Source organism: Methylobacter sp. (assembly GCF_036845245.1).
Classification (GTDB): Bacteria; Pseudomonadota; Gammaproteobacteria; order Methylococcales; family Methylomonadaceae; genus Methylobacter_A.
On the sequence record NZ_DAIUEH010000010.1, the window covers coordinates 67,819 to 88,240 of the forward strand.

The 20,422-nt window shown below is 44.8% G+C and carries 20 protein-coding genes; 7 read left to right on the forward strand and 13 right to left on the reverse strand.

Translation table 11 applies throughout. The features are described from left to right. The first annotated feature begins 147 nt into the window (after positions 1-147). Positions 148-1,452: a DUF917 domain-containing protein gene (locus V7051_RS06410; protein ID WP_333874108.1), complete on the forward strand. Its 1,305-nt coding sequence runs from the start codon at positions 148-150 to the stop codon at positions 1,450-1,452. 200 nt (positions 1,453-1,652) lie between these two features. Here the strand turns inward: V7051_RS06410 and V7051_RS06415 are convergent, their stop codons facing one another. The 12 genes from V7051_RS06415 to V7051_RS06465 all read right to left on the reverse strand — a co-directional run bounded on the left by V7051_RS06415 (position 1,653) and on the right by V7051_RS06465 (position 12,546). Then, positions 1,653-3,665 carry a TonB-dependent receptor plug domain-containing protein gene (locus tag V7051_RS06415; RefSeq protein WP_333874109.1) on the reverse strand — a complete coding sequence of 671 codons (2,013 nt, stop codon included), beginning with the start codon at positions 3,663-3,665 and terminating at the stop codon, positions 1,653-1,655. Then, positions 3,662-4,597 carry an ABC transporter substrate-binding protein gene (locus tag V7051_RS06420; RefSeq protein ID WP_333874110.1) on the reverse strand — a complete coding sequence of 312 codons (936 nt, stop codon included), beginning with the start codon at positions 4,595-4,597 and terminating at the stop codon, positions 3,662-3,664. Before V7051_RS06420 ends, V7051_RS06415 begins: the two co-directional genes overlap by 4 nt. A 46-nt stretch (positions 4,598-4,643) precedes the next feature. Next, positions 4,644-5,432: a PhnD/SsuA/transferrin family substrate-binding protein gene (locus tag V7051_RS06425; protein WP_333874111.1), complete on the reverse strand. Its 789-nt coding sequence runs from the start codon at positions 5,430-5,432 to the stop codon at positions 4,644-4,646. A gap of 181 nt (positions 5,433-5,613) precedes the next feature. Next, a complete protein-coding gene (locus V7051_RS06430; protein ID WP_333874112.1) occupies positions 5,614-7,206 on the reverse strand; it encodes a glycerol-3-phosphate dehydrogenase/oxidase in 1,593 nt (530 codons plus the stop codon). Then, complete coding sequence (locus V7051_RS06435; protein WP_333874113.1) at positions 7,206-7,955, reverse strand: glycerophosphodiester phosphodiesterase; 750 nt, start codon at positions 7,953-7,955, stop codon at positions 7,206-7,208. The genes V7051_RS06430 and V7051_RS06435 overlap by 1 nt, the downstream gene beginning before the upstream one ends. Positions 7,956-7,976: 21 nt before the next feature. Then, a complete protein-coding gene (locus V7051_RS24625; protein WP_442919632.1) occupies positions 7,977-8,129 on the reverse strand; it encodes a hypothetical protein in 153 nt (50 codons plus the stop codon). A 112-nt stretch (positions 8,130-8,241) separates the two neighbouring features. After that, positions 8,242-8,421 carry a hypothetical protein gene (locus V7051_RS06440; RefSeq protein WP_333874114.1) on the reverse strand — a complete coding sequence of 60 codons (180 nt, stop codon included), beginning with the start codon at positions 8,419-8,421 and terminating at the stop codon, positions 8,242-8,244. A gap of 128 nt (positions 8,422-8,549) precedes the next feature. Continuing rightward, on the reverse strand, positions 8,550-9,155 hold the full coding sequence (gene gstA / locus V7051_RS06445; RefSeq protein ID WP_333874115.1) for a glutathione transferase GstA: 606 nt from the start codon (positions 9,153-9,155) through the stop codon (positions 8,550-8,552). 40 nt (positions 9,156-9,195) lie between these two features. Further along, the gene (locus V7051_RS06450) at positions 9,196-9,762 is read right to left on the reverse strand and encodes a YceI family protein (RefSeq protein ID WP_333874116.1); all 567 of its coding nucleotides are present in this window, start codon (positions 9,760-9,762) and stop codon (positions 9,196-9,198) included. A gap of 93 nt (positions 9,763-9,855) precedes the next feature. Next, positions 9,856-10,476, reverse strand: coding sequence for a hypothetical protein (locus V7051_RS06455; protein ID WP_333874117.1), 621 nt, complete (start codon positions 10,474-10,476; stop codon positions 9,856-9,858). Positions 10,477-10,510: 34 nt separating this feature from the next. Continuing rightward, positions 10,511-11,425 (reverse strand): DHA2 family efflux MFS transporter permease subunit, encoded by a 915-nt coding sequence (locus tag V7051_RS06460; protein WP_333874118.1) that lies wholly within the window; start codon positions 11,423-11,425, stop codon positions 10,511-10,513. A 104-nt stretch (positions 11,426-11,529) separates the two neighbouring features. Beyond that, positions 11,530-12,546: an HlyD family secretion protein gene (locus V7051_RS06465; RefSeq protein ID WP_333874119.1), complete on the reverse strand. Its 1,017-nt coding sequence runs from the start codon at positions 12,544-12,546 to the stop codon at positions 11,530-11,532. A 395-nt stretch (positions 12,547-12,941) separates the two neighbouring features. Here V7051_RS06465 and V7051_RS06470 point away from each other — a divergent pair, with 395 nt between their 5' ends. Together V7051_RS06470 and V7051_RS06475 are read left to right on the forward strand one after the other, a co-directional pair. Beyond that, positions 12,942-13,556 carry a TetR/AcrR family transcriptional regulator gene (locus V7051_RS06470; protein WP_333874120.1) on the forward strand — a complete coding sequence of 205 codons (615 nt, stop codon included), beginning with the start codon at positions 12,942-12,944 and terminating at the stop codon, positions 13,554-13,556. Further along, complete coding sequence (locus V7051_RS06475) at positions 13,543-14,820, forward strand: TolC family protein (protein WP_333874121.1); 1,278 nt, start codon at positions 13,543-13,545, stop codon at positions 14,818-14,820. The genes V7051_RS06470 and V7051_RS06475 overlap by 14 nt, the downstream gene beginning before the upstream one ends. Before the next feature lie 137 nt (positions 14,821-14,957). On the opposite strand, the gene V7051_RS06480 is transcribed toward V7051_RS06475, so the two are convergent. After that, complete coding sequence (locus V7051_RS06480) at positions 14,958-15,413, reverse strand: ferritin-like domain-containing protein (protein ID WP_333874122.1); 456 nt, start codon at positions 15,411-15,413, stop codon at positions 14,958-14,960. Between the two features lie 285 nt (positions 15,414-15,698). Here V7051_RS06480 and glyQ point away from each other — a divergent pair, with 285 nt between their 5' ends. The 4 genes from glyQ to glyS are packed head-to-tail and all read left to right on the forward strand — an operon-like array spanning position 15,699 to position 20,344. Beyond that, positions 15,699-16,613: a glycine--tRNA ligase subunit alpha gene (glyQ, locus tag V7051_RS06485; protein ID WP_333874123.1), complete on the forward strand. Its 915-nt coding sequence runs from the start codon at positions 15,699-15,701 to the stop codon at positions 16,611-16,613. Positions 16,614-16,616: 3 nt separating this feature from the next. After that, on the forward strand, positions 16,617-17,714 hold the full coding sequence (locus V7051_RS06490; protein ID WP_333874124.1) for an AAA family ATPase: 1,098 nt from the start codon (positions 16,617-16,619) through the stop codon (positions 17,712-17,714). Next, on the forward strand, positions 17,704-18,255 hold the full coding sequence (locus V7051_RS06495) for a hypothetical protein (protein WP_333874125.1): 552 nt from the start codon (positions 17,704-17,706) through the stop codon (positions 18,253-18,255). Before V7051_RS06490 ends, V7051_RS06495 begins: the two co-directional genes overlap by 11 nt. Before the next feature lie 22 nt (positions 18,256-18,277). Beyond that, the gene (gene glyS / locus V7051_RS06500) at positions 18,278-20,344 is read left to right on the forward strand and encodes a glycine--tRNA ligase subunit beta (RefSeq protein ID WP_442919631.1); all 2,067 of its coding nucleotides are present in this window, start codon (positions 18,278-18,280) and stop codon (positions 20,342-20,344) included. Positions 20,345-20,422 lie beyond the last annotated feature (78 nt).

Here is a 20,422-nt window from a genome sequence, read left to right on the forward strand (position 1 = left end):
TATTTTTGACGTTACAGCTTACAATATCCCCCTTAGCCTGTTAAGAATATTTTATCCAAGTCAACCCAATATTTCTTTTATATTTGACGAAGATAAGCTTCAACCGAGATAAATATAATTCATTTAATTTTAAGGAAGAGTTTTTTTATGCTTAATGATATTTCAATTGAAAAATCATCTATTAATAAAAGAGAACAGGTAAAAAAAGTCGATGCAAGTAACTACAAAATAAAATACTTTGGCCCCGGCAATTATCAATTAACAAAAAAAGACATTAGCTATATCGTGTATGGCGCGTGTTTTTTAGCATCCGGCGGCGGCGGATCAATTGGATTGGCTTTGCTTTTTATGGACGAAACGATTCACGACGCCGATGTTATGCATTATGTAAATCCTGATAGCCTTGAGGCAAATAAAAACATAGCTTTTGTAGCAGGCTTAGGCTCGCCTGATAAGGTATTTGAAGGTTTCGGGCAAACCGCGTCATTAAATGCTTTCTTGGAAATGAATAATTATTTAACTCATTCCGGCGAAAAACCGTTGGGTTATTTAATACCGGTTGAAATGGGTGCAATTAATGTCCTAATCCCTTTTATAATTTCAGCTCGAAAAGGAATTGAGATAATTAATGGAGATCCTTGTGGCAGGGCAATGCCGGAATTGAGCATGACGCTCTTCAACATTAATAAATTACCTATAAATCCTGTTATCTTAACTTCAGATACAGACGAATCAGGACATTATCAAAAAATAATCGTACAGGTAAATGATGCGATAGATGCGGAAAACCAAGCGCGGCGTTTCGCCAAGTCAAATAACAGCACAGCTGGTCTGGCATGTTATCCGATGCAAGGAGCTGATTTAAATTGTTCAAATTTTTCCGATGAAAATTGGGCTAAATTTAATCAATGGACAGTAGGACTGGCATGGAACCTGGGACGAAATATGATTGAATCCAGGAACTATAATAAATTCATGGAGCTTTTGAGTAGCTTTCCAGTCACTAGCTATACATTATTTGAAGGCATTATTAGCAACAAAGAAGAGAGAGAAATAAGCGGTTTTGACGCCGGGAAAATTACCGTATCAAATAAAGATGAAACATTTTTTATCTATTATAAAAATGAAAGTTTATTGGCATGGAATGCAACAAAAAAATGCTATGTTGCTATGGGTCCTGATTCAATAAATTTTCTTGCCAAGAACGATGCTCAACCCTTGTCGAATGCCGATATAAATAGTGACTCCGAAAAAAACCCCAAACATATACCATTAGGGACAGCAATTGGTATTATTGGACTATGTGCTTCTGAAAAGTTGCAAGATACTGTGCTTGTTGACTTGTTTTTATCAAATATTGAAGAGACTTTGGCTGCATTCCCTGAAGATCATGTACCTGTTCCCGATAGCTATGTCGCCCTGTCGGATTTAGTTTCGAATTACAAAACATAGGGAATAACTTGTTAGATGACACTCAGGATCGCCCCTCCTGATTGCGTTTTTGATATGGGGCAAACCGATGCTCATAACCAGTGAGTTTTTCACATAATCTTTTTGAATGGAGAATCGATATGTTCTATTTCTATTAAAATTCTAATCTGTAGGTGGATTAGCCGAAAGGCAATCCACCTCTCTATATGCGTGTTCCTTAATTAAAATTTCAGGCTGACATGCCCAAAAAACACTCTTCCAGGCATCTGATAATCGCCGATAAAACTCAAGCTACTGGGAGCCGGATCGTAATAACGTTTATCGAATAAGTTGTAGACATTAAAACTAATGTCTACTTTTTTACCGAACATATTTTTCCCCAGCAAGCCCACATCCAATAAGGCGTATCCGGGAACATCATTGCGAGTATCGCCTAAATTGCGCAATGTATTGCCTTTGATAAGGACATGGGCAAAGCTACTCCAGGTATTGTCAAATGCCCAATTTGCTATCAGGTTGGTGCGATGCCGCGGTACATCCGCTAACTGTTGACCAAGCTGAACGCTATGCTGTAAAACATGATTGGCGCTGATATAAGACCCTTGCAGATCGCCATTGAAATCATAACGGGCCTCCAATTCAACACCATCGGCAACCACGCTGCCATTATTGTCGTAATGCAAAGCCGTCGTTTGAAAAGAAACGGGCGAGATAATTTGATTAATTGCAGAATGATAATACGTAGCCTGAGTTGTCAAACCCACCACAGGATGAGCGATAATGCCCGTTTCAAAGGTTTTAACTTCCTCTGGTTTAAGCATTGAATTGCCAAATAACACAGGATTATTGACAAGACCGAGTTCACCGAAGGCAGGCGCTCGATAAGCGGTACCGTAAGAAAATTTCAGAGAATAATTCTTAATAAATTCCCAATTAAAACCCATTCTGGGATTGAATGTGCCACCAAAGTCGCTGTATCGGTCATAGCGAGCCCCCAAGGTCATTCGTACATTTTTTAACGGATCCCAGACATCTTCAATATAAACTCCCCAACGTCTGCGTGTTCTTTCTTCTGTAGTAGGCAGTGTCGGCGTCAAGTGCGCCGGATCGAGTCCTAACTGATCAATGAGGTCACCCTGCCGTTCTTTTGCATAAGAAAAACCGCTGATTATGGTTTGTCTATCGCTGATATGGTAGTTAGCTTGAATTTCACCGCCTGTACGAGTGTCCTGAAAGCCGGTACGACTAAATTGGGTAGAAGCAAGTTGCCATGTGTTATCTGCACTAAAAAAATCGTGAAATATTTGGGTGTCTACCGTGAAATTATCTTTAATCTTCCAAGTTCTGCTTAAGCGTAGGAAATAATCGTTATAATTTTGTTGAGTTCTATCATCGCTAAGAACAGATGATATACCAAAAAATGTGCCCATTTTTTTATTGATATAACGCCCGTCCAGTTTAAAGTCCTGGAATCCTAACTGCCATTCCAAGTCGTAGCGACCTTCAGTAAGCTGGCTTCTACCGGGAGCCGAAGAATTGATTCCCTGAATGCTCAAACTGTCAGCAGGAATCGGCGAATTGATACCGTTGGTATCGGCAAAATTAAAATGCAACGCGGCTTCAGCGGTATTATCAAATTGCTTGCCCCAGGATGCCCGGTATTGTTGGGTGTCGAAACTACCCCAACCGGCTGAAGTTTGCACGCCATTCAAATCCTTGGCATTTTGGGTAATAATGTTGATGACGGCAAGAAAAGCATTCGCGCCATATAAAGCCGAGCCCGGTCCGCGCACCACTTCCACGCGTTTAATTGTATCAACCGGCAAATCATCATAAACCCAGACACTACCGGCATTTTGCAGGTTATGATCCAATGGATGACCATTCAACATAATCTGTACTTTTTCAGACGCCAATGTTTTAACACCGCGCACTTCAATTTCACGAAATCCAAACTGAGTTTGAGTAATACCGATCCCCGGAACCAAACGCAGCACATCCAACAAATTACGTGCGCCGATATGCGCAATATCGTCTTGAGTAATAACGGTAGTTGTGGCTATAGTCTTGTCCACATGCTCTTCTATTTTCGAGGCTGTAACCACAACTTGCCTTTCTGCGGCGAGATAGGCCAATTCTTTTTCCAGATCATCATTCTGTGCAGATGCATCTGCAAAAGCACTCGAATTCAAGACCAATGCACCTACCAACAGAGTGTATAAATATTTAATCATTTGCCACACCCCACGATTTTATTAACCGAATCCAGCGCATCTTGATTAAATTTGAGCCGCAATGCCTCAAGAACACATTTATTTAAAGTAACTGTTGAACCCGCAGGACTTTGCACGGTTCCTCCAAGCACTTTATCCTTATCCATCATCAGGGCCAAACTTGCCGATTGCCGTCCGATCGTTGCAAGATCGGCAGAAATTGTCAAAACCGCTCCTTGTTCTATAAACACGTCACTGTAGGCGTAAACAGGCTTTTTTTGTTGTTGCGCCGATTGAAAAATTTGCTGTACCGACGCTTTGCTGCTTAAAAGAACCGGATCGGAAATAATCCAGAACATATCTATTTTCGGCAATAATTCATTGAGTGCCTCACCTATTTCTTGCGCATCATTGATGGGCTGATTAATGATATTTATACCTAATGCTAAGGCATCTTTTTTAATGGTTTCTACGTATTCCCGGCTAAATTTATCGTTGTAGAGCAAGCCGATATTTTTAATCGTTGGAAAAAAATATCGTAATAACGATATTTCTTGCGCTGACGACAATTCATTGGCTACACCATAAGTTCCTTCGCCAATATCCAATCTGCGCCAATTAATAGCAGCTGAAAATAACAACTTCTTGTTATTAGCATAATTACGTGCTAACGAATAAGCTTTGGTTCCTATGCAATAAATAAGCTCAGGGTTTTCTTGTTGAATAAGCTGTTTCAGCTCCGCTTCAGCATTGGAGCGACTGTTTAAACTAAACTCGGTCCATTGATAACCGCTTTGCTGTATGACTTTTTTGAATTCCGTAGCGATTGCTTCATATCGGAAAACACTATTATCGCTATTAACAATCAGAACTTTACTCGGCTGGGCAAATCCGGTGTTAACCAAAAAGACACTCAATAGGATTAAGACCTTACAAAAATTTATTATTTTCATAGTGGGTTCCCGTCTTTATAAGACGTGCGGCGATTATTGAAGCATTTCATTGCATTGCCCTCCAACCATCTATCCCCAGTAATTTTAAATTTTCTTCACCTGCATCGGCCTCCGACATTTTTCGTAACACTTCAAGTAGCTGTGCTTCTTGTTGCTCCGGTTTTTTTAATGTTGCCGCGACTAATAAATAATCTTTCTCGCTAAAACCCAAGCCATGTAGCTCTCGAAATTGATTGGGATTAATCATTGCCAGTTTGTCTAAGCTACTTTCTGCGGAGATGGCGGCAGTCGCCATTCCAAAACCCACCGCCATAATTGCATCGATGTCTTTAGGCACGAGGAGTATTTTTATATCTTTAAGCAGAGCCTCCTGCTCTTTACCGAGTATTTGCTTTAACACGCTGTGAATGTATTCTTCACTTCCTGCACCTGCAACCACGGTATTTTTAAGCATAGCGACATCGGTAATGTCTTTTTTCGTACTTAATACCTTCCTTTGCATGGTGTTGCCCTTTGACGTGCCGACCAAGGCAATTTTCAGCGGTATATTTTTTTGCTGTAATGCCTTTAAATGCCAACTGGATAATAAAAAAACATCGCCTTTTTTTTCCTTGATTACCGATTCAAAATTTTCTCTAAGATCAAAAGGCTGGAAATAATAACCACCATGATTTACCAAATACGTATCAAAAGCTGTTTTTAGCGTGGCAAAATTATTGATATTTGTTTCCGGATTATAAAAATAGATAACCGATCCCTCATCAGAATGGGCGGACCAGTAACCTCCGGTAATAAACACAGAAAAAATAAAGAAGATAGACAAGATGTGTTTCATTTCTAGTATCTTTCGTTACCGCACGCTAATACCAAGAAAGAAGTCTTTGGGTGGATCATTACGATATCTTTAAAATTTATAATAAGCCGCAATAATAGCCTTTAAAGAAAAATAAAGCACCGTAAAAATACGTATGGATATTAATGAATTTTTTCCTTCAATGAATCATTAATACAGTCGTTCAAGGCTCTAAAAAGCGGTCGAAATGAATTTCTTGCAGCCCATATTTTTTGACGCATATTTCAAGTTTGTTAGTTAAAGTAACCTCATCCCAGCCCAATGTTCTTGCTGCCATTTCGGCTAGATAACGTAGCTCGGACTGAGTCATTTTTGCCAAAATTAACAATGGAATCCGCCGTCTGAGCAGATCGTCCAGATGTACAACCATTTCATTATCGGCACAGAACACTAAATCGGCGAGTATAAAAGGCAGCGTGGGTATTATCCGCTGTGCCAACGCAGCATCTTGCTCGATTAATTGAAAAATCATCGACACGCGTTTTCCGTGTCGCCGTATGAGCCATTGGGCGCTTTCCCTATCTATGCCCAATGTTACGGCTTTGAGCAAAGCCGCATCTGCCCATAGCCGGTAATCTTCATCCGGCAACCACGGAAATGGTCTGCCGTAAGTTTTGCATGGTTCATTGCTGCCTAGGTTTTCACAAAGTGTATTGACAATTTGAGCCGCATCCTCACGCGCTGAAGTGATTTTTCCACCGATGGAAGTCAGCAAACCGCTATCGGCAACTTTCAGTTCCCAGTCGCGCCTGAGCGCAGATGGCATTGCTTTTGAATTCTCTTTCAAAACGCGCAGCCCTGCATAACGGCCGATAATGTCGGCCTCAGTCCACTTTATATTGAGCACATGATTAGCTTCGGTCAGTAGATAATCGACTTCATCTGCTTTTACACCGATTTGATCGACATCGCCGGTATAATCGGTATCGGTAGTACCCAGCAGCGTCAGACCGTACCACGGAATTATAAAAAACACCCGCCCATCCGATTTCGCGGTCAACAACAACGCTTCATTGCCCAGTACTTTAGGCAAGATCAAATGCACACCTTTAGTTAACCGGCAACCGCTTTCAGCCGTCCATTGCCCAGTTACATTAACGATTTGACGGGCATATACCTCGGCGATTTTTCCGCCAACCCTGTCTTGAATTTTAGCACCAGAGACTTTTCCCCCATCTTTAATAAAGCCAGTCACTTTGCAGTAATTCATACCGACTGCTCCAGCCGATAACGCACCATCAATCAATTCCAGAACCAAACGGGCATCGTCAGTCTGTGCATCGGCGTAGGTAAAGCCGCCTATTAATAAGACCGGATCAAGGCAGGGAAATCGCTCCGCAAATGCGACCCGATTGAAATGACGGTGGGCTTGATCGGAGCTAAGCATTCCGGCAAAAAAATCATACAGCATTAAGCCGAGTTTCAAGCGAATGCTGTTTAGCCGGTTATCCTTAAAAACCGGAATGCCAAAACGCAGAGGCCAAACACGATGCGGTGCGGCTTTCTTTAACATCTCGCGTTCGCGTAAGGCTTTTCTAACCAATTTGAAATCCAGCGATTCCAGATAGCGCAGCCCGCCGTGTATCAATTTGGTGGAAGCCGATGAGGTACCCGAGGCCCAGTCGCCCTGATCGACGATAGCTACCTTCAGCCCACGCAACGCAGCATCATACGCTGTCCAGGCGCCATAAATACCACCGCCGCAAACCAACACATCAAAATGCTGCCCGGCCAACTGCGCAAAGTCCCGCTTCACTAATCTCGTATCTGCAATGCCAGCTGCGGGTAATCGGTAATCAGGATATTGACCTTCAGATCCAGCGCTTTTTGAATCTCTGGCTCACTGTTGCAGGTATAAACGCCGACACTTTTGCCTTGCTCCCGCAAAAGTCTTGCAATGGAATCATTATGGATATCGATGGGCAGGCAGAAACCGGCCAAAAAGCTGTAATCTTTCAGGAACTGCTCAATATCGGCCTGAGTGTGGTGACCGGACAGCAAATAATATAGCGGTAAGTCCGGTGCGTGTTGATAGGCAAAAATCAGCCCGGGCAGACTGAATGAGGAAATAAACACGCCATCGGTAGCCGATGTGCCGATGACGGCCAGTATTTTCAATATCTTACTTTCCAACCGCTGATCAGATTCCCCGTCGCGGCTTTTAAGCTCAATATCCAAACCGCAACGCCCCCGATAAGTGTCGATAAACTCCTTAAGGCTTAAAGCGCCTTCCGATAACGCATCGGATGAGCAATATCCGGCAAAATCCATTTGTTCAAGCTGCTTGAAATTAAAATCGTCGATGCATTTTCCCGGATGGCCCAGCTTATCCAGCTGCCAGTCATGCCAAAGTACAGGTACCTCATCCAGACTCAGCTGCACGTCGGTTTCAATACCGTCAATCGGAAATTCCAATGCTTTATTAAAGGCCGCTCGGGTATTTTCGGCGGCTTCTTTATTAGCGCCACGGTGGGCAAAGATCAAACATGTGTTCCGGTTGCTCATTGTTACTCCTTTGTGGCTTGCCTATAGCTTTTTAAGCAATTTTTCATAAACATTATGGGAGCCCATCCAAAACCAGATGATTTCATTGTCTTGTATGATTCCAACCGCACTGTAATCCAAATTTATCCTTACTGAATAAATCGGCTTACTTGAGTGGACACGTTTAAATTGCAGACTAGGTGATAAGGATCGCTTTTAAACTGTTGATATGCTTCTTTTGCTTGAGCTTTAACCGTATTAGGCAAAGGAATAAACAAAGCCCTGAATTTTTCAGTTGTTCGGGAAATCACAACTCATCCAAATTCATCACTTGCGTTTTGCCTTGTTTGTGTTCGTTTAAAGCCTCATCTGCCAATTCAGCTAATGAATCTTCTGTTTCAGAAAACAGCGAATCCCATTTTTTTTCAGCCCATAATTCATCAATAATCCATCTTGCTAACATGTTTTGCTGTAATTCAGGCAACATTGATGCTTCTGAGAAGGCTTTTTCAAGTAATCGAGCATAAGCTTTACTATTCCATAAATCAAAAAATTTAGCTCGTAGATGGGTAGAGTCCCGCGAAGCCCATCCTACGAACTACAAACCAGCGAAGCTTAAACCAGCCCTTCTTCCTTCAACGCTTTTTGTACTGCGGGACGTGCGGAAATCTTGGCAACATAGTTCGCCAATACCGGCCAACGGCCTATATCAACATTCACATGAGCTCCCCAGCTCAGTGTCACAAACAAGTAGCCATCGGCCACGGTAAAATGATCACCCAGCAAAAATGCCCGATTCGAAAGATGCTCTGCGACATTCTCCAACCGTGAGATCAACGTAGTAATCGCCACTTGTTTGCCGGACTCAGGCATAGCGGGATTAAATAAAGCGCCAAAGCTTTTATGAATCTCGGTTGAAATAAAGTTCAGCCATTGCTGCAGTTGGTAACGCTCGAATGTCCCCGCTAATGGGACTAATTTTTTATCCGGCGCCTGATCGGCAAGATACTGAACGATTGCAGGGCCTTCCGTTAGCTTATTGCCGTCGTCAAGGATCAATACCGGTACATAGCCATTTGGATTTATCAGCCGGAAATCTTCTCCGGCCACGGTACGCTTGCTTTTCAAATCAACTTCAACCAGTTCAATCGGTAGTTCCGCTTCACAGGCTGTGATATGGGGAGATAACGAACAAGCACCTTTGCTGTAATAAAGTTTCATGACTTTTTTCCTCTGAGCTGTATTAACAAAACAAGGCCGATCAGTCTTTGGTTGCTTCAATTTGAAGCACGATGTTGACTTCATCAGCAAGGGCCGGCGCATATTTGTCTACGCCAAAATCGGATCGCTTGATGGTTGTGGTCGCGTTGGCGCCGCAAACGTTTTTCATCGCGATCATATTCATTCCGCAATGAAAATAATCTACCACCAAATGCACCGGCTTGGTAATACCGTGCAAGGTTAAATTGCCATCAACAGAAACGAGCTTGTCTTTACTAAAGCTCAATTTATCCGATGTAAAGGTAATATGCGGATAGCGCTCAGCATCGAGAAAATCCTTGCCGCGTAGGTGTTCTTCCAGTTCGGCAAGTCCGGTGCTGATCGAAGCGGTGTCGATACTGATTTGAATATTGCCGGTTCCTGATTCCGGAACCAGCATCACTTTACCTTTGGTCCGGTTGAAGCGTCCCCGTTGAATGGAAAAACCCAAATGGTTGATTTCAAAGCTGGGAAAGGTATGCCTGGGATCGACCGTATAAGAATCGGCGGCGGTAGCAGGCAGGCTCAACGTAGCGCCAATAATCAGGGCGAGTATGGTTTTATTCATAACAAATTCTCCGCTTTTAAAAAATAGTTAAATTCCACCTAAATCATGCAAACGTCAACAAAACTTATGTAGGCGCCCTACGCTGGGACAACCTCATTCGTGAATTACGGCTGCCTTTTCTCCATCCACCTTCTTTAGAAAAGGCGCAACAACAAGCGAAGCCGCGAAAATAACCGCGATAACTTGAAACAGGTTATTAAAAGTCATTATTTCCGCTTCCCGAAGGGCCAGCCCGGTAAGCTGCTTTAACGCGGCCAAGTCGGGATCAGGCAAATTCATTTGCGCCATTGATGCGGTTAATCCCTCCAGCATTTGCTGAGCCTGATAGCTGGTTGCGGTAACCGATTCGCGCAACGTTGCATAATGCACTTTGGTTAAATAAATCATTTGCGTATTGGCAACCGCCAAACCGATTGCGCCGCCCAGATTACGCATCAGGTTATAAAGCCCGCTGGCGTTTTTGACTTCTTCCATCGGCAATCGGCCTAAGGACAGGGTGTTGATGGGCAGGAAACACAGCATTAACGCGCTGCCTCGAATAGCCTGAGGCCAGAAGAATTCCCAATAACCGGACTCGCCGGTTAAATTGCCATTCATCCATGAGCCCAACGCAAACAAGCCAAGTCCCAGGCACAGCATCCAGCGCAAATCCATTTTTTTCTCCAATGGCCCGGCTATGAACGCCGACACCAACTGGAAGACGCCGACGACCATGAGGTAGTAGCCGATTTCCAGGCTGTTAAGGCCTTTAAACGCTGGACAGATAAATCGGCGTTAAATAAATAATGGTATAAAGCCCCACGCCCAGCACAAAGCTGTAGCCGCAACCAATCGCAAAATTAACATTGCGGAAAGCGTAAAGATCAATAATCGGGTGAGGGCTTTTTAACTCCCAAATCAGCATCGCGATGCCGCTGACGATGGCAACAATCGTCAGCGTGACTATCAGGTAATCCTCAAACCACTGCTTGCGGACGCCTTCTTCCAACACGAACTGCATGCTGCCCAGGAAAACGGCAATCAGGGCTATGCCGACAAAATCGATTTTCTGCAACAGCGCCCAGTCGGGCTGATCAATATCGAGATACCGCCACACCATTATGCAGACCCCTATGCCGGGAATGATATTAATCAAAAACAGCAATTCCCAATTGTAGGTTTCGGTAAGAAAACCGCCCAGCACAGGGCCTACAGTCGGCGCCATCGTTACAATCAAGCCGAGTACGATGCTCATGGTCGCTTGCAAACGCGGCGGGAACAAAATAAAAATCACGGTAAACGTCATCGGAATCATCGCGCCGCCAAGAAAGCCCTGCAAACAGCGGAACACGATCATCGACGGCAGATTCCAGGCGAATGCGCAAAGCAGGCTGGCTACGGTGAAGCCGCCTGCCGATATGACATATAAATAGCGGGTTGAGAACACCCGGCCCAGCCAGCCGGACAACGGGATAACGATCACTTCGGCAATTAGGTAAGAAGTCTGCACCCAAGCGATCTCATCCTGCGTAGCGGACAGACCGGCCTGGATTTTCTGCAAGGAACTGGCGACGATCTGAATATCCAGCACCGCCATGAACACGCCAATCGCCATGCTGAAAAAGCCGATCCACTGGCCCATCGTTAGCGGTGTTTCTGTGTCTTGCTTGTCTGTTATTGCCACGGGATTAACCTATAAAAATCAATTTTGTCCACCAAAGACACGAAAAGAACGCGATTTGTAATACACCTATTTCGTGGCTTTCGTGCTGTTCGCGGACGTTAGGATTAATGCACTTTGACTTTAACTTCAACCGACAAGCCCGGTCTCAATAACTGCACATTCGCAGCCGAAGCAAAGACTATTTTTACCGGTAACCGGCGCACAACTTTGGTGAAGTTACCGGTGGCATTTTCCTCAGGCAGAATGCTGAATTCGGAACCGCTGGCCGGTGAAAAACTGTCCACGTTGCCGGTCAATTCAAGATCCGGATAAGCATCCACTTTTACCGTAACCGACTGCCCCAAACGCATATGCTGTAGCTGGGTTTCCTTAAAATTCGCCTCCACCCAGATGTTGCTGTTCTGCACCAGAGAGGCCAGCGCAACGCCGGGGCGAACCAGTTGTCCGAGTTGCACGCCGCGATTGCCGATGATGCCGTCGATCGGCGCCTTTACCTGAGTGTGCTCCAGATCGATTTTCGCCAGGCTCAATTGCGCCTTGGCATTTTCCACACGCGCTTCGGTTTCGGTGATTTCAAGATCGAGGGCGGCCAATTGGCTATGTTCGGCGCTGGCTGAAGCTTGGGAACCTTTCAGTTCAGCCGCTGCCTGTTTGGATTCCGATTGAATTTTATCCAGCGATTGCCGGGCCGCCGAACCACGATCAATCAGGTTATTGAAGCGCTGTAAATCCTGTTGAATTTGTTCCCGTCTGGCTTGCACAGCCACTACATTGGCTCCGGCAGTTTCTATATGCGCGTGCTGAGAAAGTTTCATTGCACGCAAACGCTCGATGTGTGCGATTTCCTCGTTGACATCGGCTGCGGCTTGAATGACTTTGGCAAGATAATCCCGATCGTCAACCGTAAGCAAAACGTCATTTTGCTTGACCGCCTGATTGTCATTGATCGCGACATTCGTCACATATCCTTGCACTCTGGGGCTGATTAATACAATGTTGCTTTGTAAATAGGCGTCGTCTGTCGTTTCATAATGCCGCCGCTCCAGCAGCCAATAGCCTATTCCGGCGATTAAAGGAACGCCAATCAATAAAATCAGTAAAGCGGAACGTAAACGGGGCATAAAACGACCTTGATAAACTAAACGGTTTAGTTTAGTCTAACGTATCGTTTACTTTTACGCAAAAACAAAAAAACGAACTCACCATTAAGACACGGAGAAAACCAGCCCATTACATTACCTCCCAGCCTGGAGAGACTGTGAAAGTATTGTAAAAAGCCGCCTTAAAAAATCGTTGCCTTGCATTTAAGCTATTGATTTTTAATGAATGACGGAGTGAAAACCTGGGTTTGCACTCCGAATTCTTAATGTTTTCCCAGTCTCTGGAACTTGGGAACGAGTGGAATCATCACGAACGACAACTATTGCTGGGCGATGCAGTAGCAATTGCTCTGCATCCGTGCAGCCGTTCGTGATGCTTTATTTACCATCACATCATCTTTACATTTAACAAATAAATGACTACAGAATCCATAGATCCCAAGCGCCAAGCCATTCTTAACGGCGCCACCCGCATGTTCCTGGCGCATGGCTACCGTAACGTGAGCATGGAGAAAATAGCCCAGGCTGCGCCGGTTTCCAAAGCCACACTGTACAACCATTTCGACAGCAAAGACGCCCTGCTCGCGGCAGTCATTTCCGGCCTTTGCGGATCTTTATTGCAAACCATGGCTCAGGTAACTATCGACTCGGATGATGTGAAATACAACCTAACCCAAATCGCGAACTCCGCAGTGGATTTGATTTTTACCGAAGATGCGCTGGCCATTTACCGGCTGGTGGTAGCGGAAAGCCCGGATTTTCCGGAACTTGGCCAATTGTTTTATCAGAGCGGCCCACAAACCGTATTGACGCAGCTGGAAGATTATTTTCGGCAATTGAATGCCGAAGGAATCTTTAACATTGCTGATCCGGTATTCGCGGCGGATGCGTTTTTCAGCATGCTGAAAGGCGACCTGCATTTGCGCTGCCTATTGTCGAAAACGCTACGGCCATCCGCTGACGAGAAACAACGCCTGGTCTTGCAGGTCATTGATTTTTATATGCGGGGTATGATCTATGCTGTTGCATAAAAAGCATTTGATCGGCGCATTAATAATCTTTGTCAGCACCGCAGCTGTAGCGGAAACGCTGGAAGACGCCTGGAACAGCGCCATTAATAACAACCATCAGATCAAGTCGGCGAAAGCCGATACCAGCGCTTCCGAACAGCAGCTGCATGCGGCGCAGGGGCAACGGTTGCCCGATCTTAACGTCAGCAGCGGTTACACGCAGTTGAGTGAAACACCGGCAGCAAAAACCCAGATTGCAGGCCAAACAGCTCAGTTCAGCACCAATCAAGCCGGAAGCGTCAAAGCCCAGGCAATTGCCTCTGTACCGATTTTTACCAGCGGGCGCATCAGTCATAACATCGATGCGGCCGAAGCCTCTTTGCAAGCCGTTCAATCCAATGAAATCACCTCGGTATTAAATATCAAAATGCAGGTGGCGGAAGCTTATATCACGGTATTGCGCATGGACAGAGCCTTGCAGGTAGCGCAAAGCCATGTCGACAGCCTGGATCTGCACATGAAAGATGTGAACGACCTGTTCGATCAAGGCATCGTCGCGCGCAATGATGTACTGGCGGCCAATGTCGAACTGGCTAATGCCCGGCAACTGGTCGTGCAGGCGACTAATCAGCTGGACATTGCCAAGGCCCGTTATAACCGCTTATTGGACCGGAATCTTGCCGATGAGGTTAAACTGGCTCATCAATTCCCTGAAACCCCGAAAGGATCATTAATCGACCTGAGCGGCAATGCGTTAAAGCAACGTCCCGAATTGGTCACGCTGGCGCAACAAATTGAGTCGCTGGACCAACAGGCGCAAAGTGTAAAAGCAGGTTTGTTGCCGCAAGTCGCCGTCAACGGCGGTTATCAATACCAGGAAAACCGCTATCAGGCCTTTGAAGGCATGTGGATGGCCAATGTCGGCATGGATTGGAAGCTATTTGACGGCAGCTCGGGTCATCGCAGCGATGCGATGACCCGGCAAGCTATTGCTTTAAAAGAACAACGCGATGATTTAGCAGGCATGATCGGCTTGCAGGTACGCCAAGCCTGGCTGGATATTCAGGAGACGCAAAAACGCATCGCCGTGACTCAACAAGCCATCGCTCAAGCCGATGAAAATTTAAAAGTCACTACCGACCGCTACCAGCAGGGCTTATCCACCAATACCGATGTGCTGAAAGCGGAAGACTTACGCACCATCACTCATGATAATTTGAACAATGCCACTTACGACGCCGCATTGGCTACACTGCATTTGCGGCATGCTGTAGGTGTTTTGTAAGCCTTGTTTATCCCTGAAATGGCGTTTGATCGACGAAAGACACAAACATCCTAAGCGACAATTTACAGTCTGGTCTCCTTGTTTTCGTGTTTTTTGTGCCTTTCGTGAACTATCGCTTTTCTAAATGCTGAATAGGTTTAAGCATTAAACGGCTGAACATCGCCCGGTTTCCGCAGCATTTTATTGACCTCGTCAAGATGCAGCTCTTCCCCGACTATCATTTCTCTTGCATACTCCTCCAACAGCACCGAAACGCCCTCAGAAAGTTTCAGCAGCTCAAAATATGCGGCTATCGCTGTTTTCTCATGCTCCAGGCTTTCCCTTAGAATATCGCCGATATCATGCTTGGCTGTTTCCAATAAAGGGCCGATTTTAAGAGAAGGATGTCCGCCCAATAATGTCACCAGCTCACCCGCTTTATGTGCATGAATCAAGCTTTCGTCAGCATTACTCTTAAGCCAGGAAACAATTGGAATGCGGTTATAGCCATAAACCATAAGCGAGTAATGCGTGTAGCGAACAACGCCTGCCAGTTCAAGCTCCATAATTTTATTCAGGATTTCTACCGCTTTTTGTTTTTCTTGATCGTTCATGTCGTTTCTCCTTATATAAAAAATACGCCATCTAACGTTAAGTCAACATCTGTTCATATTCATTAAAGCCTGATAACGATGTCCGGCACCGCTTCAATTTTTAATAGCGTTCGAGTATAAACAATTCCATTTTGTATAGGTACTAATCGTGCAGAACCCGTAATGCTACGTATAACAAACGCTTGCAGGTTTTACCGGTATAAAGTTGCGCGCCTAATCTAACGATGCCTAATACCGGCTTTTCGGTTATAATCCCCCATTTTTATTGCCCAAGAGCATTAAACCGTGTCCAGCATAAACAACGACTTATCTACTTTTCAGGGACTCATCCTGGCCTTACAGAAATACTGGTCGGACCAAGGCTGTATTTTATTGCAGCCGTTAGATCAGGAAGTTGGCGCGGGGACGTTTCATCCCGCCACATTTTTACGCGCCATCGGCCCGGAGCCTTGGAACGCGGCCTATGTGCAGCCGTCGCGCAGGCCGACCGACGGCCGCTTTGGCGAAAACCCCAACCGCCTGCAACACTATTACCAATATCAAGTGGTTTTAAAGCCGTCGCCTGACAATATCCAGGAGCTGTATCTGGGCTCGTTGCGCCATTTAGGCCTGGATTTGCTGGAGCACGATGTGCGCTTCGTCGAAGACAACTGGGAATCGCCGACTTTGGGCGCATGGGGTTTGGGTTGGGAAGTCTGGCTGAACGGCATGGAAGTGACCCAGTTCACCTATTTCCAGCAAGTCGGCGGCCTTGAATGCAGACCGATCACCGGAGAAATCACTTACGGCCTGGAACGCATCGCGATGTACTTGCAGGGCGTTAAAAGCGTTTACGATCTGGTCTGGACTACCGGCCCGTTCGGCACCGTTACTTATGGCGACGTGTTCCATCAAAATGAAGTGGAAATGTCCGCTTACAATTTCGAGCATGCTAACGTCGAGTTCATGTTCGAGTGTTTCAACACTTACGAGCAGGAATGCACCAAGCTGATCGAATTGAATCTGCCGTTACCGGCTTATGAAATGGTATTGAAAGCTTCGCATGCCTTTAACCTGCTGGATGCGCGCCATGCGATTTCGGTTACCGAGCGTCAACGTTATCTGTTACGAGTCAGGAATTTAGCCAAATCTGTAGCCGAAGCCTATTACCAACGCAGGGAATCGCTGGGATTTCCGATGTGTCAGAGTTCAGCCGAGTAATTCATGTCCACGTTTTTCAATTCGGTACATATTACCAATTTCAAGTCGCTTAAGGATGTCACTTTAAGCGATTGCAAGCGGATTAATTTGCTGATTGGAAAACCGAATGTTGGAAAGTCGAATATTCTTGAGGCGATTGGTTTATTTAGTTTGCCTTATTTTAGATATGGCAAGAATAAAAATTTATTGACTCAAATGGTCCGGTTTGAAAATATCGCGGAATTATTTTTTGATGGGAATGTTGACAAGAAAATCACTGTTCGCACCGATGATAATAGTTATTGTATTGTCGATTATTTAGAGCAACAAAATTTAGTTCAATTTGAAATAGACTTAAAGCCAGATTTTCCCATTGATGAGTCTCTTTTGAAAGATATATTAGCTCAGTCAAATCTTAGAGCGAGCGATATATATGAGGTTGGTATCAATAATCGATTTATTTTAGGATTTAAAGGTGGAACTCGCCCATCAACTGGATTTTCGCCAAGCAAAGTTAATTACTATAAGTTTCCTGAGACTTTTATATCAAAGAAATCGGACCTTTTTAATAACTTAACGTCTCATTTAATACCACCTGTTGGAGTTAATTTACTTGATGTTATTCAACGTAATAAGTCACTTGAAAAGGAATTGTCCAAGTTGTTTTCAGAGTATGGGTTACAACTTCTTTTAGATAAAACAAGCCATACATTAAGGATAATGAAGACCTTGAGAGAAGATAATGCAATGGTTTCGTTTCCTTACAGCTCTATAGCCGATACGCTGCAAAGAATAATATTCTTTAAAACAGCTATTGCCTCTAATAAAAACTCTATTTTGCTGTTTGAGGAACCCGAAGCACACTGCTTTCCTCCTTACATTACGCATATTGCTAAAGAAATAATTAGTTCGGAAAGCAACCAGTTTTTTATTGCTACACATAGTCCTTATATTCTTGATGCTTTCTTAGAAAATGCTCGCGTTGATTTAGCAATATTTATGGCCGATTTTAAAGACGGTCAGACTGTTATTAAAAGACTGACAGATAGTGAATTAAATGATGTTTATGAATACGGACTAGACCTGTTCTTTAATGCTGAGCTATTTACGGATGAAATTTAATATTAACTTTTGCATTATGCCGGAATGTTATATTGACACTAATCTAGTTGAAACGATTGTACCTCCCGAAAGAATTGGTAATACACACGGATATAACCATAAGCATAGTTGCAATAAAATCGTTGATGAAATGATAGGGAAATTGAAAGATAATTTTGCTGTAGGTATTGTCGATCAAGATAGAAGAGCATTATCACGTACTTCTGAATTTGAATTAGTAGTTAAAAAGCAAAATTTAAAATTATATAAACATAAAGAAAAAAATCATTACTTGATCTTTCACCCTCCAATTGAGCAATGGCTTCTTGATGAAGCTCAAGAAGTAGGTATTTCTTTAGAGTTTTATAATTTGCCAACGACATTAAAAGGGCTCATTAATGAGACAAAAAACGAGTTCAGTAAAAAAGATCCAAAGTTCAAAATCTTATTCCGCGACTTACAAAAACAAAATTCAATCGGTATCAATCTGTTGGCTAATTGGACAAAGTATTTAAAAGAACATCCTTATAATGCTGATAAGCACGAATTAATAAACTTATAATGACACATAAAGGCAACTTATCGTGACCGAACAACACTTACTTTTCGAATTAGGTTCAGAAGAACTGCCGCCCAAGACCTTGTTGAAACTGAGCAACGCTTTATTGAACGGCATCATTCAAGGCCTTAACGCCGCCGAGTTAACTTTTACCGGCAGCAAGGCTTACGCCACGCCCAGACGTCTGGCCGTTTTCATCGAAAACCTATCCACCGCGCAACCCGACAAAACCGTGGAAAAACGCGGCCCCGCACTGCAAGCGGCATTTGCCCCCGACGGCACACCCAGCAAAGCGGCCTTGGGTTTTGCAGTCAGCTGCGGCACCAGTTTCGATCAACTGGAACGCCTGCTTACCGACAAAGGCGAATGGCTTAGCTTTACCCAAGCCATCAAAGGACAAGCAACCGAAAATCTGATCCCCGACATCATCCGATCAAGCATCGCCGGATTGCCGATTGCCAAGCGTATGCGCTGGGGCAGTTTTACTACCGAGTTTGTCAGACCCGTACACTGGGCTGTCTTGCTTTACGGCGAAAATGTCATTGACACCGAAATTCTGGGCCTCAAAACGGGCGCAGCTACGCAAGGACACCGCTTTCACGCGCCGGAAGAAATCACTCTGGCCAAGCCGGAAGACTATGCGGATGCTCTCTACAAGCAGGGCCGCGTCATTGCCGATTTTGAACAAAGAAAGACCATCATCCATGACGCGGCGCAAAAAGCCGCCGCTGCTGTGAACGGCATTGCCCATATCGAAGACGATTTGCTGGAAGAAATCGCCGCGTTGAACGAATGGCCGGTGCCGATTACCGGGACTTTCGATCCGCGTTTCCTGGAGCTGCCGCCGGAAGTTCTGATCACCACGATGCAAACCAACCAGAAATATTTTCCGGTTAAAAATACAGACGGCGGTTTGCTGCCGAACTTTATTACCTTCAGCAATATCGAAAGCAGCAATCCCAAATCCATACAACAGGGTAATGAGCGCGTAGTGACTCCGCGCCTTTCCGATGCGGAGTTTTTCTGGAAGCAGGATAGAAAGAAAATGCTGGAAGATCGCGTGGAAAGCCTGTCCAGCGTTGTTTTTCAGGAAAATTTGGGCACGGTTTACGATAAAACGATACGGGTTCGAAACCTGGCAAAATTCATTGCCGGTCATTTGGGCGCCGATGTTGAACTAGCCGAGCGCGCGGCATTATTGGCAAAAACCGATTTGATGACCGAAATGGTCGGCGAATTCGGCAATCTTCAGGGCATTATGGGGCGTTATTACGCATTGGCGGAGCACGAACCGAAAGCGGTCGCTATTGCGCTTGAAGAACAATATTTTCCTAAACAATCCGGCAGTCCGACTGCTGGCAGCACAACTGGACAAATTCTTGCTATTGCGGAAAAAATAGACACTCTGGTCGGTATTTTTGCGGTCGGATTGATTCCTACCGGCGACAAAGACCCTTATGCATTGCGCCGCGCCGCATTAGGCATACTCCGGACCATCATAGAGAACAAGCTCAACATCAATATCATTGAGTTGACGGAATTCGCAGGCGCCCAAATTAAAACAACTGCCGATCAATCCGTAACAGCCGACCGGGTTATCGACTTTATTTTTGAGCGTTTGAAAGGCTATTGCCTGGATCACGGCTACACTGCCGATGAATTCGATGCCGTCATTACTGTAATGCCCACCGAACCGCTGGATTTTATGCAGCGTTTAGAAGCGGTTAAAGCTTTCAGGCAACTGCCCGAAGCCGAAAGCCTGGCAGCCGCGAATAAACGCATCCGCAATATCCTGAAAAAATCGGAATCGCAACCGGCAGCAAAGATCGGCGCATTGCTTGAACCGCAAGAAAAACAATTATTGCAAGCTGCACTGCAATCCGAAGATGATATTAAACCGTTATTGGCACAGCGCAATTACCAGGCAACACTTAACCGTCTGGCGGGGTTGCGCAATGACGTCGATGCATTTTTCGATCATGTGATGGTGATGACCGACGATCTTGACTTGCGCGCCAACCGGTTGGCATTGCTGAACCTGTTGTCCGAACAGTTTTTGACCTGCGCCGATATTTCCAAACTGCAATCGTAAATGAAACGTCTATCATCATCACGCTCCGGCGAGAATACCGTAGGATGCGCTAAACGCAGTGAAGCGCATCATTTGCGA

Excerpts from the sequence above, each read along its gene's own strand:
- V7051_RS06410 (WP_333874108.1), top strand. The coding sequence starts at position 148 with ATGCTTAATGATATTTCAATTGAAAAATCATCTATTAATAAAAGAGAA.
- V7051_RS06415 (WP_333874109.1), bottom strand. The coding sequence starts at position 3,665 with ATGATTAAATATTTATACACTCTGTTGGTAGGTGCATTGGTCTTGAAT.
- V7051_RS06420 (WP_333874110.1), bottom strand. The coding sequence starts at position 4,597 with ATGAAAATAATAAATTTTTGTAAGGTCTTAATCCTATTGAGTGTCTTT.
- V7051_RS06425 (WP_333874111.1), bottom strand. The coding sequence starts at position 5,432 with ATGAAACACATCTTGTCTATCTTCTTTATTTTTTCTGTGTTTATTACC.
- V7051_RS06435 (WP_333874113.1), bottom strand. The coding sequence starts at position 7,955 with ATGAGCAACCGGAACACATGTTTGATCTTTGCCCACCGTGGCGCTAAT.
- V7051_RS06440 (WP_333874114.1), bottom strand. The coding sequence starts at position 8,421 with ATGTTGCCTGAATTACAGCAAAACATGTTAGCAAGATGGATTATTGAT.
- gstA (WP_333874115.1), bottom strand. The coding sequence starts at position 9,155 with ATGAAACTTTATTACAGCAAAGGTGCTTGTTCGTTATCTCCCCATATC.
- V7051_RS06450 (WP_333874116.1), bottom strand. The coding sequence starts at position 9,762 with ATGAATAAAACCATACTCGCCCTGATTATTGGCGCTACGTTGAGCCTG.
- V7051_RS06455 (WP_333874117.1), bottom strand. The coding sequence starts at position 10,476 with ATGGTCGTCGGCGTCTTCCAGTTGGTGTCGGCGTTCATAGCCGGGCCA.
- V7051_RS06465 (WP_333874119.1), bottom strand. The coding sequence starts at position 12,546 with ATGCCCCGTTTACGTTCCGCTTTACTGATTTTATTGATTGGCGTTCCT.
- V7051_RS06470 (WP_333874120.1), top strand. The coding sequence starts at position 12,942 with ATGACTACAGAATCCATAGATCCCAAGCGCCAAGCCATTCTTAACGGC.
- V7051_RS06475 (WP_333874121.1), top strand. The coding sequence starts at position 13,543 with ATGCTGTTGCATAAAAAGCATTTGATCGGCGCATTAATAATCTTTGTC.
- V7051_RS06480 (WP_333874122.1), bottom strand. The coding sequence starts at position 15,413 with ATGAACGATCAAGAAAAACAAAAAGCGGTAGAAATCCTGAATAAAATT.
- V7051_RS06490 (WP_333874124.1), top strand. The coding sequence starts at position 16,617 with ATGTCCACGTTTTTCAATTCGGTACATATTACCAATTTCAAGTCGCTT.
- V7051_RS06495 (WP_333874125.1), top strand. The coding sequence starts at position 17,704 with ATGAAATTTAATATTAACTTTTGCATTATGCCGGAATGTTATATTGAC.